General features: G+C 58.6%; 8 protein-coding genes. All 8 read right to left on the bottom strand.

Annotated elements, in window-relative coordinates; all coding sequences use genetic code 11:
- Nucleotides 1-605, bottom strand: a 605-nt coding sequence (locus ABJF10_RS25585) for an aldehyde dehydrogenase family protein (RefSeq protein WP_348547460.1), incomplete at its 3' end; no start/stop codon positions are given.
- Between the two features lie 159 nt (nt 606-764).
- Nucleotides 765-1,622: a CHAD domain-containing protein gene (locus ABJF10_RS25580; RefSeq protein WP_348547459.1), complete on the bottom strand. Its 858-nt coding sequence runs from the start codon at nt 1,620-1,622 to the stop codon at nt 765-767.
- Complete coding sequence (locus ABJF10_RS25575; RefSeq protein WP_348547458.1) at nt 1,623-2,345, bottom strand: histidine phosphatase family protein; 723 nt, start codon at nt 2,343-2,345, stop codon at nt 1,623-1,625.
- Nucleotides 2,346-2,358: 13 nt separating this feature from the next.
- Nucleotides 2,359-4,776 carry a phosphoketolase family protein gene (locus ABJF10_RS25570; RefSeq protein WP_348547457.1) on the bottom strand — a complete coding sequence of 806 codons (2,418 nt, stop codon included), beginning with the start codon at nt 4,774-4,776 and terminating at the stop codon, nt 2,359-2,361.
- A 255-nt stretch (nt 4,777-5,031) separates the two neighbouring features.
- Nucleotides 5,032-6,675, bottom strand: coding sequence for a glucose-6-phosphate isomerase (pgi, locus tag ABJF10_RS25565; RefSeq protein WP_348547456.1), 1,644 nt, complete (start codon nt 6,673-6,675; stop codon nt 5,032-5,034).
- A gap of 33 nt (nt 6,676-6,708) precedes the next feature.
- The gene (gene tal / locus ABJF10_RS25560) at nt 6,709-7,794 is read right to left on the bottom strand and encodes a transaldolase (RefSeq protein ID WP_348547455.1); all 1,086 of its coding nucleotides are present in this window, start codon (nt 7,792-7,794) and stop codon (nt 6,709-6,711) included.
- A 158-nt stretch (nt 7,795-7,952) separates the two neighbouring features.
- Nucleotides 7,953-9,167 (bottom strand): acetate/propionate family kinase, encoded by a 1,215-nt coding sequence (locus ABJF10_RS25555; RefSeq protein WP_348547454.1) that lies wholly within the window; start codon nt 9,165-9,167, stop codon nt 7,953-7,955.
- A gap of 7 nt (nt 9,168-9,174) precedes the next feature.
- Nucleotides 9,175-9,486 carry an STAS/SEC14 domain-containing protein gene (locus ABJF10_RS25550; protein ID WP_348547453.1) on the bottom strand — a complete coding sequence of 104 codons (312 nt, stop codon included), beginning with the start codon at nt 9,484-9,486 and terminating at the stop codon, nt 9,175-9,177.
- Nucleotide 9,487: the final 1 nt, after the last annotated feature.

The following is a 9,487-nucleotide window of genomic DNA, read 5'->3' as shown; positions in this document are numbered from 1 at the left end:
ACGCCTTTGATCCGCGGATCGTCGATGACTTGATTTACCTGCTCGTGCGAGATGAGCAGATTGGTGTAAGCGCCGGCGGGCGCACCCGCCTCCAACCACAGCTTCTCAAAAGCGATGGCACATTGCGGCACGCAGCCCGCGTGTTTTACCATCACCACATTGCCGGCCATCAGATTCGGCGCGGCAAAACGGGCTAGTTGGTAATAAGGAAAATTCCAGGGCTGGACGCCAAAGAGCACGCCCAATGGACTACTCACGATCTCTGCCTCGCCTGTGGTCGGTTTGAGGATTTCTGGAGCGAGAAATCGCTCCGCGTTCTTCGCGTAGTAGTCGATAATGTCCGCACTGAGCACCACCTCGCCGCGAGCCTCCGCGAAAAGCTTGCCCATCTCTAGCGTCACCGGTGTGGCAAACTCATCCACACGCTTGTGCATGATACTGGCGGCCTTGGCGACCACCGCCGCCCGGTCCTCGAAGCTCGTTTTCCGCCAAGTCTCGAAGCATCTCTCGGCGCACTGAATCGCTGTCTCAAGCTGCGCGTCGGTCAGTTCTGAAAATGTCTTGAGGGTCTTCCCGTCGTAGGGGTTGGTGCTTTGATAGCTCATGCTTGAGAGTCGAGGCACATCGACGATTCGGCCAATACCTCCCCTGTGTCCTCGTCATAGCCAGGGGCTATGCGCAAACCGCCCGCCCCAATGGCGCATCAAAAATGCCGTCGTATATTCTAGGCGAACGGAGTAGGCATCCCCCGTTCATCGGCATCACTACCATCTGATGTGACGCGCGATCTTCCCGACCTGCTTCCGCAGGCGACGCTTTCTTTTTTCCAGAAGATGCACGCTTTGCCTCACGAGCCGCTTGGATACTTCGTCCGGAGAAAATTTTCGCAAACGATTCTGGGCGACCACGGCATCATGGTAATCGCCGAGTTCATCCTGGAGCTGATCCACCCAAATAGTGGTCTGCACCATACGCTCGTCTGGAATGCCGGGAGCAAGTTGCAGTTGATAGAGAAGCCTCTTGGCTTTCTTGCGCCAGTCGTGGAACTGCTCTGCGTGTTCGCCACGAAGTGCCCTCTTCCCCGATTTTTCCGAAGCGCGAAATGCCTTGGCCAGACGTTCGGAATTAGAAGGCCAATGAGAATTGCCAGTGGCCTGCTGCTTCAGCACTTTGATGACCGTGAGAACGATCGCTGCAGCCTGCCGCAGCAATTGCTCAGGTTTTGCAGAGTTGTCCGCATGATTATCTTGGGCGTCGGCCAGTCGGAGCAGCACTTTCCGATCGGCAGACTTTGAAGTCTTTCGCGCAAGCGCTTCCAAATGGGATCGCATGACGGCAAGTTCGCGCTCCGCGGCCAGAAGATGGGACGCTTTTCGCAAATCCGACTTCGGCCGCTCCAAGGCCGACGCAGAAAACGCCGGACTGGCAAACCAAAGCAAAGCGCGAAGGCGTTTGATCAACACGCGTGTGCTGTGGACCGACTCAGCGTTGGTCCCATGCGACGATGGCGCGAGACGGCGTCCTTCGATCGCAATTTCTCCGAGCACACGAATAAACCCCCGCTCCACCTCTTCACCGGGCAGGAAGGCGAAACGTGTCGGAACCGGCGGCCCGACAGCCATTCACGGAATGCGGTTCAGCACCGCGTCCTTGTTTTGCAGTTGTGCCGGAATCTCGCCGCCCTCGTTTTCCCATCGTTCCAGCGCCCGCTGTTTCATGGGCCGGGTGTCGCCAAGGTGTGCCGAAGGATTCGCGTCTGACAGTTGATGGGCGGAGCTATTCCACAGAGCGATGACTGGCACTTCGGGATGGCTGGACTCGTATTCGAGAATGCTGAGCGACGCCGTCCCAATGACGAAATGGCGCGCTTCGATGAGCGGCAATCCGATCCAGCGGGCGGCTAGAACGCAGCCGAATTGGCCATGCGAGAAGAGCGCAATGTGGCCGTCCATTTCGCGAAGACGGGCAATGAGCCGATCAGCGCGAGCAGAGACTTGCGCCGGCATTTCACCTCCGGGGCAACCATCCGCGAGAACAGTCCAGATCGGTCGCTGTTTGCGGATTTCCGCGGAGAGCCGACCTTCGTAGTCACCATAGTTCCATTCGGCCAGGTCGGGCTCGATTTCGGCAACGGAATCGAACCCAGCTAGCTCACACGTTTGTCGCGCGCGATGCAGTGGACTAGTCAGGACGCGGGTGAAGCAAATATCGCGGAGCCGCGGCCCAAGCGTCCGAGCTTCCTCTTTGCCGTGCGTAGTCAGGGGAAGATCGGTGCGACCAGTGTGCTGGCCGGAGATCGACCACGCGGTTTCACCGTGTCGAATGAGGCAAACGTGCAGAGGCATACCGACGTGCGGATTATTTGGCTGCGCCCCACTTCCAGTTCCGAATCTCCGGCATGTCTTCGCCGTGCTTCTCGATGTAGTGCTTGTGCTCGACTAACTTGTCTTTGACCATCTGCTTCAGGTAGTCGCCTTTCGAGCCCAGGTTGGGCAGACGATCCACCACGTCTTGCACCAAGTGGAAGCGGTCGAGGTCATTCTGAACTCGGATGTCAAAAGCCGTCGTGATCGTGCCCTCTTCCTTGTAGCCTCGGACGTGCATATTCCGATTTGTCCGGCGATAGGTCAGCCGGTGAACGAGCCACGGGTAGCCGTGGAAACCAAAGATGATGTGCTTGTCCTTGGTGAAGAGCGAATCGTAGTCCGCCTCGCTCAGCCCGTGCGGATGTTCGCTCGCCGACTGCAGCTTCATCAGATCGACGACATTGATGACACGGATTCTTAGCTCGGGCAGATGCTCGCGCAGAATGGAAACTGCTGCCAAAATTTCAAGCGTAGGCGTGTCTCCGCAGCAGGCCATGACGACATCCGGCTCGGAACCCTGATCGTTGCTCGCCCATTGCCAGATGCCGATCCCTTGCGTGCAATGAATCACTGCGGCATCCATCGTGAGCCACTGCGGGAGCGCGTGTTTGCCGGCCACTACGACGTTCACATAATGGCGACTGCGCAGGCAATGATCGAAGACGGATAACAGACAATTGGCGTCCGGCGGCAAATAGACCCGCACGATGTCGGCCTTCTTGTTAATGACGTGGTCGAGAAAGCCGGGATCCTGATGCGTAAAGCCGTTGTGATCCTGCTGCCAGACGTGCGACGCGAGGAGATAGTTTAGCGAAGCGATCGGACGCCGCCATGGCAGTTCGCGGGTCACCTTTAGCCATTTGGCGTGCTGGCTAAACATCGAGTCCACGATGCGAATGAACGCTTCATAGCTATTGAACAGACCATGCCGTCCGGTCAGTAGATAACCTTCTAGCCAGCCTTCGCATTGATGCTCACTCAGCATCGAATCCAGCACTTGTCCGGCTGGTGCAAGGAATTCGTCATTCGCTACTTCACGGGCATCCCACTGGCGGTTGGTCACTTCAAAGACCGCGCCCAAGAGGTTGGAAAGTGTCTCATCGGGACCGAAGACGCGGAAGTTGCGCTGGTCCTGATTGAGCCTGGCCACATCACGCAGGAACAGACCCAGCACCAAGGTATCCTGCCCATCGACGGCGCCGGGCGAAGTGACCTGAACCGCGTGTTCGTGGAAGTCCGGCATGCGCAGGTCGCGCAGTAGGAGGCCTCCGTTGGCGTGCGGATTCGCACCCATTCGCCGGTCGCCCTTTGGCGCCAATTCCGCCAGCTCCGGGATGAGTCGGCCCTCCTGATCGAATAGCTCCTCGGCCTTATAACTTTTCATCCAGATCTCAAGCAGGGCCACGTGATCGGGATGTTCAGCGTTCACCAATATCGGCACCTGGTGCGCGCGGAAGGTGCCTTCGATTTTCAAGCCATCCACTTCCTTCGGTCCGGTCCAACCCTTCGGCGACCGGAGCACGATCATCGGCCAGCGCGGTCGCGTGGTGTCGTGGTTGTACCGCGCGTTCTCCTGAATTTTCCGGATGTCCTCAATCGCCACCTCCAAGGCGGTGGCCATCAGTTCGTGCATCTCCTCCGGGTCATCCCCTTCCACAAAGTGCGGCGTCCAGCCGCAACCGCGGAAGAATTGCTCCAACTCCTCATGCTCGATCCGCGCCAGGAGAGTTGGGTTACTGATCTTGTAGCCGTTGAGATGCAGAATCGGCAGCACGGCGCCGTCTGTGGCCGGATCGAGCAACTTGTTCGACTGCCACGAGGTGGCCAGTGGACCCGTCTCCGCCTCACCATCGCCCACGACACAGGCGACAATCAGATTCGGATTATCAAATGCCGCGCCGAATGCGTGGCTGAGCGAATATCCCAGCTCGCCACCTTCGTGGATCGAACCCGGCGTCGTCGGCGCCACATGACTGGAAATCCCACCAGGCCAAGAAAACTGAGTGAACAGCTTTTTCAGCCCCGCTTCGTCTTGAGTGACGTTCGGATAGACTTCGCTCCAGGTGCCTTCGAGGTAAACATTCCCCACGATCGCCGGTCCACCGTGGCCGGGGCCGGCGACATAAAACATGTCGAGGTCATACTTTCTGATCACCCGATTGAGATGAACGTAGATGAAGTTCTGCCCCGGCGTCGTTCCCCAGTGGCCGACCACCAGCGGCTTTACGTGAGAAAGCTTCAACGGCTCCTTAAGCAGCGGGTTGTCGTAAAGGTAAATCTGCCCGACCGACAAATAGTTGGCCGCCCGCCAGTAGGCATCTATTTTGCGGAGAAGCTCCGGCGTGAGTGTTGTGATTTCGTCGCCTTCCGTGTCGTCGCGTATTTCGGGCGCTAGTGTGCTGGTGTTCATTTGGTGGAGTTTTGTCGCCGCTCAGTGGTCGTTGCTGCTTGGAGTCCGAGTTGGCCGGTTTACGGCTTCATTCAGCACTCTGCCTGACTATTGGCGCGCTTCGCGTTTCCGGCCAATACCTCCCGGTGCCGGGCGTCATAGCGCAATGCTATCCGCAAACGCGGTTCGTGATCACCGCTCCAGTGAGAGCCCTTTCGGTTGTTTTCGCGGTCCGAAGGCGACCCTCGCAAAACTTCACGAAATGGAGCGGGCTCTTCACATCTTCGCCTTCAGTTTCCGATAATAGCGGATCAGGTGATTCGTCGAGCTGTCGTGGTTGAGCCTGGGCGCTGCCTTGCTCTCTAGTTCTGGAACGATTCTCTGAGCGAGCATCTTGCCCAACTCGACGCCCCATTGGTCAAACGAATCAATGTTCCAAATGGCGCCCTGCGTGAAAACACTGTGCTCATAAAGCGCGACGAGCCTGCCGAGAACTTCCGGCGTGAGCCGGTCGGCGAGGATGACATTGGACGGTCGGTTGCCCTCAAACACCCGGTGTGGCACGAGCCAGTCCGGTGTGCCTTCGGCTTTGACTTCGGCGGCTGTTTTTCCGAAAGCGAGAGCCTCGGCCTGGGCGAAGACATTCGCCAAAAGAATGTCGTGGTGCCGACCGAGCGGCGTGAGCGAGTGGCCGAACGCGATAAAGTCACATGGGATGAGTCGCGTGCCCTGATGAATCATTTGATAGAACGAGTGCTGACCGTTGGTGCCAGGTTCGCCCCAGTAGATGGGGCCGGTTTGGTAATCCAACTTCTTTCCGCCGAGCGTGACGTGTTTGCCATTACTCTCCATTGTGAGCTGCTGAAGATATGCCGGGAAGCGCTTGAGGTATTGCTCATAGGGCAGGACCGCCACCGTTTGCGCGCCGAGAAACTCGTTGTTCCAAATCGACAGCAGACCCATGAGCACCGGCAGATTTTTCTCGAAAGGTGCGGTGCGAAAATGGTCATCCATCTCGTGAAAGCCTTTGAGCAGCGCCCCGAAATGGTCGGGTCCAATGGCCAGCATCGTCGAAAGACCGATCGCTGAATCCATCGAGTAGCGTCCGCCCACCCAATCCCAGAAACCGAACATGTTCGCCGGATCAATGCCGAATGCAGAGACCTTTTCCGCATTGGTGGAAACCGCGACGAAATGTTTCGCCACTGCTTTCGGATTTCCGCCGAGACCTTTCAGCGACCACTCCCGCGCGCTTTGCGCATTGGTCATCGTCTCCAGGGTGGTGAAGGTCTTCGACGAGACGATGAAGAGGGTTTCCGCCGGTTCGAGGTCGCGCGTCGCTTCGACGAAATCAATTCCGTCCACGTTCGAGACGAAGCGAAAGGTGAGACTGCGCTCGCTGTAATGCCGGAGGGCTTCGTAAGCCATCACCGGACCAAGATCGGAACCACCGATACCGATATTGATCACATTCTTGATGCGCCTGCCGGTATGGCCTTTCCACTTACCGCTCCGGACGCGGTCGGAGAAAGCGGCCATCTTGTCGAGCACCGCGTGGACCTCGGGCACGACATTGATTCCATCCGCCATGAAAGTCGCGCCCTTCGGAGCGCGCAGCGCCACGTGCAGGACGGCGCGATTCTCCGTCACGTTGATTTTCTCGCCGTTGAACATGGCCGCAATCCGTCCGTTCAAATCGGATTCGGTGGCCAATTGGACCAGAAGTTTGAGGGTTTGGTCGGTGATGCGGTTCTTCGAGAAATCAAGAAAGAGACCCGCGGCCTCGGCGGTCATTCGTTCGCCACGATCCCGGTCATCCGCGAACAACTTCCGGAGATGCAACTTTTGGATCTTCTTATGGTGGGCGGCGAGAGCCTTCCAGGCCGGCCGTTGCGTGAGTGGTTTGAGGCTGGTCGTCATACGCTTGAGTCTTTCGTTAATCCGATCCCGAGATCAGGCGGCTCTCTTGAGTGCGTTGCTCTTCGAGGTGATCACCGCCAATAGTTCCTCCCATGATTTCACAAACGATTTGGCGCCCTCGTCCTGAAGTCGGGCGGCCAGCGCATTCACATTCACATCGGCCTCGGCGAACTGCTCCAAAACCGTTTCGCAGTCGCCGCCATCGGCGTCCATGATCGGGCCAAGTTCGCCGTGATCGGCGAGGGCTTTTAACGTTGCCTCTGGCATCGTGTTCACGGTGAAAGGTGACGCGAGCGCTTTGATGTAGAGAATGTCGGAGGCTTTCGGGTCCTTTGTGCCGGTGCTGGCCCACAGCAGCCGTTGCGGCCGGGCTCCGGAATTGTAAGCACGCTGCCAGCGCGGTTGGTTCAACAGCCCAAGATAAGCCTGGTAAATGCGCCCGGCAATCGCGATGCCGAGCCGATTCTGCAAAGTCTCCGGAACTTTGCCCGCGACGGCTACGTCCCAGCGGCTGATGAACATCGAGGCCACGGATCCGACCTGCGGATTGAGCCCTGCTTCGATGCGCCGTTCGACGCCGCGTAAGTACGACTCAGCCGCCGCCAGATATTGCTCGCGCGAAAACAAGAGCGTCACGTTGACTGGCACACGGGCAAAGATCGCTTCCTCGATCGCCGGCAAACCTTCCTTGGTGCCGGGAATCTTGATGAACAGATTGGGCCGTGCCGCCCCTGCGGAAAGCTCCTTGGCCGCGGCAATGGTGCTGGCGGTATCATGCGCCAGGAGCGGTGACACTTCCAGCGACACCCACCCGTCCACGCCATTCGTCCGGTCATGAATCGGACGGAACAGGTCGGCGGCCCGACTAAGATCATCCAGCGCCAGATCGAAAAAGAGTTCCTCGCCGGTTTTTCCTTTCGTCAGTTCCTCACGAATCGCGTCGTCGTAAGCGCCACTTTCTTTGAGGGCGTGATCAAAGATCGTCGGGTTTGAGGTCAGCCCGGTCACCGACAGTTCGTCAATGTAGCGTTTGAGCGTGCCGCTATCCAGCAGGTCACGCGTGATGTTATCGAGCCAGAGGCTCTGGCCCAGGTTGTGTAGCAGTTGGGTGGATTTCATAAGTACCAAGACACGTTTTTCTGACTCAGGGTTTGCCGGGAAGAAGCTGTCCAATCTCGGGCTGCATAGGACAGGTGTAGATTTCTTCGCCTGACTCAGGGCGACCGTCTTCGACCCGCATTTGTCGGCGGGCGTGTGCGGGGCCAGAACTCTTGTCATCATGTCTTGTTCTCGTCTTCTCCGCCAAGGCCGAGGACGCGGATGACGAGCCGCGCGATCATCAGTTCCTCGTCGGTGCGAATGACGCGAACCGTAACCCGGCTGGCTTCTGTCGAAATCACCTCGACGGGTTCCGCATTGCTTGTCTCATCCAGTTCGATGCCGAGGAAGCCGAGTCCGTCGCAGATCCTTGTGCGGACAGCAGGCGCGTTCTCGCCAATTCCTCCGGCGATGACGAGCGTGTCCAATCCGCCCAGCGCCGCGGCGAAACTGCCGATCCATTTTTTGACTTGGTAGCAGAACATCGCGACCGCTTCCGCCGCACGCACGTCCTCCTTTTCCTTGGCGAGCAAGTCGCGCATGTCGGAACTGGTCTCCGACACGCCGAGCAGTCCGGACTCAAAGTTGACCATCTTGCTGAAGCCTTTCGCATCGAGGCCCTGGGTGCGCGACAGATACCAGTGGAGTCCGGGATCAAGATCGCCAGAGCGGGTGCTCATCGGCACTCCGGCGGTCGGGGTGAAGCTCATGCTCGTGTCCACGGACTTGCCGTGATGCACCGCCGCCAGACTCGCGCCATTGCCGAGGTGCGCGAGGATGACCCTCCCTTTCGCGACTTCGCTGCCGGCCACACGCTCCAGTTCAGAGATGAGGAACGCGTAGGACAATCCGTGAAAGCCATACCGGCGCACGCCGAGCGCCTCGTAGCGTCGCGGGATCGGTAGCATCTTCGCAACCCGCGGCAGGTCGTGGTGAAAGGCCGTGTCAAAGCACGCCACCTGGGGCACGTCGGGAAAGCGGTGATGAAACGCTTCGGTCAACAGGATCTCCTCCGGAAGGTGCTCGGGATCGAAGGGGCTGAGCTCGCGCAGTTCGGCCACCATCTCCGGCGTGATACGCACCGGCTCGTGGTACTTTGGTCCGCCATGCACCACGCGATGCCCCACGGCGACGAACGCTTCCCGCCCGCTGCGCTCCTCGATTCCGTCCATCAGGGCATCCACCGCCGCGGTGTGATCGGGCGCTTTCACCGGTCGCGAATAGTTGTCCGCTGCGCGCTCGCCTTTCATTCGCAAGGTAGCGTCGGGCTGTCCGATTCGCTCGATCCCGCCTTCCAGAATTCGTCCGAGCGCGTCGCCAACCTCGAAGAGCGCGAACTTGATGCTCGATGAGCCGCCGTTGATCGTCAGGACGCGGGAAGCGGCGGATTTCATGGACGATTCAATCGCCTTCGAGCCACGCCTGCGCCTCGGCCGTTTTGGCATGGTCGAAGTAGCGAATCTCCGCGGTCGTAAAGGGGCGACAGAACAGACTCATCTGCTTCTCCCACTCCTTGCCTCCGATCATTGCCAATCGCTCAATGTCGGAAAAGTGCTTTAGATCCACCTTGATGTCGTCCCACAACGCGCCGGCTTCCCAGCCGTGAAAGTCTGTCATGTCGAAGAGCACGCGAAGTTTGCCGTGTTGTTTAATCAGTCGCTCGAACTCGGGAACGAAGTGCAGGTAATCCTCGTGGGCGAGCTTGCCGCTCACA

Source organism: Chthoniobacter sp. (assembly GCF_040003245.1).
Taxonomy (GTDB): domain Bacteria; phylum Verrucomicrobiota; class Verrucomicrobiia; order Chthoniobacterales; family Chthoniobacteraceae; genus Chthoniobacter.
This window is presented reverse-complemented; position numbering and strand designations above follow the sequence as displayed.

Coding starts and splice junctions, on each gene's coding strand:
- ABJF10_RS25580 (WP_348547459.1), bottom strand. CDS start 1,622: ATGGCTGTCGGGCCGCCGGTTCCGACACGTTTCGCCTTCCTGCCCGGT.
- ABJF10_RS25575 (WP_348547458.1), bottom strand. CDS start 2,345: ATGCCTCTGCACGTTTGCCTCATTCGACACGGTGAAACCGCGTGGTCG.
- ABJF10_RS25570 (WP_348547457.1), bottom strand. CDS start 4,776: ATGAACACCAGCACACTAGCGCCCGAAATACGCGACGACACGGAAGGC.
- pgi (WP_348547456.1), bottom strand. CDS start 6,675: ATGACGACCAGCCTCAAACCACTCACGCAACGGCCGGCCTGGAAGGCT.
- tal (WP_348547455.1), bottom strand. CDS start 7,794: ATGAAATCCACCCAACTGCTACACAACCTGGGCCAGAGCCTCTGGCTC.
- ABJF10_RS25555 (WP_348547454.1), bottom strand. CDS start 9,167: ATGAAATCCGCCGCTTCCCGCGTCCTGACGATCAACGGCGGCTCATCG.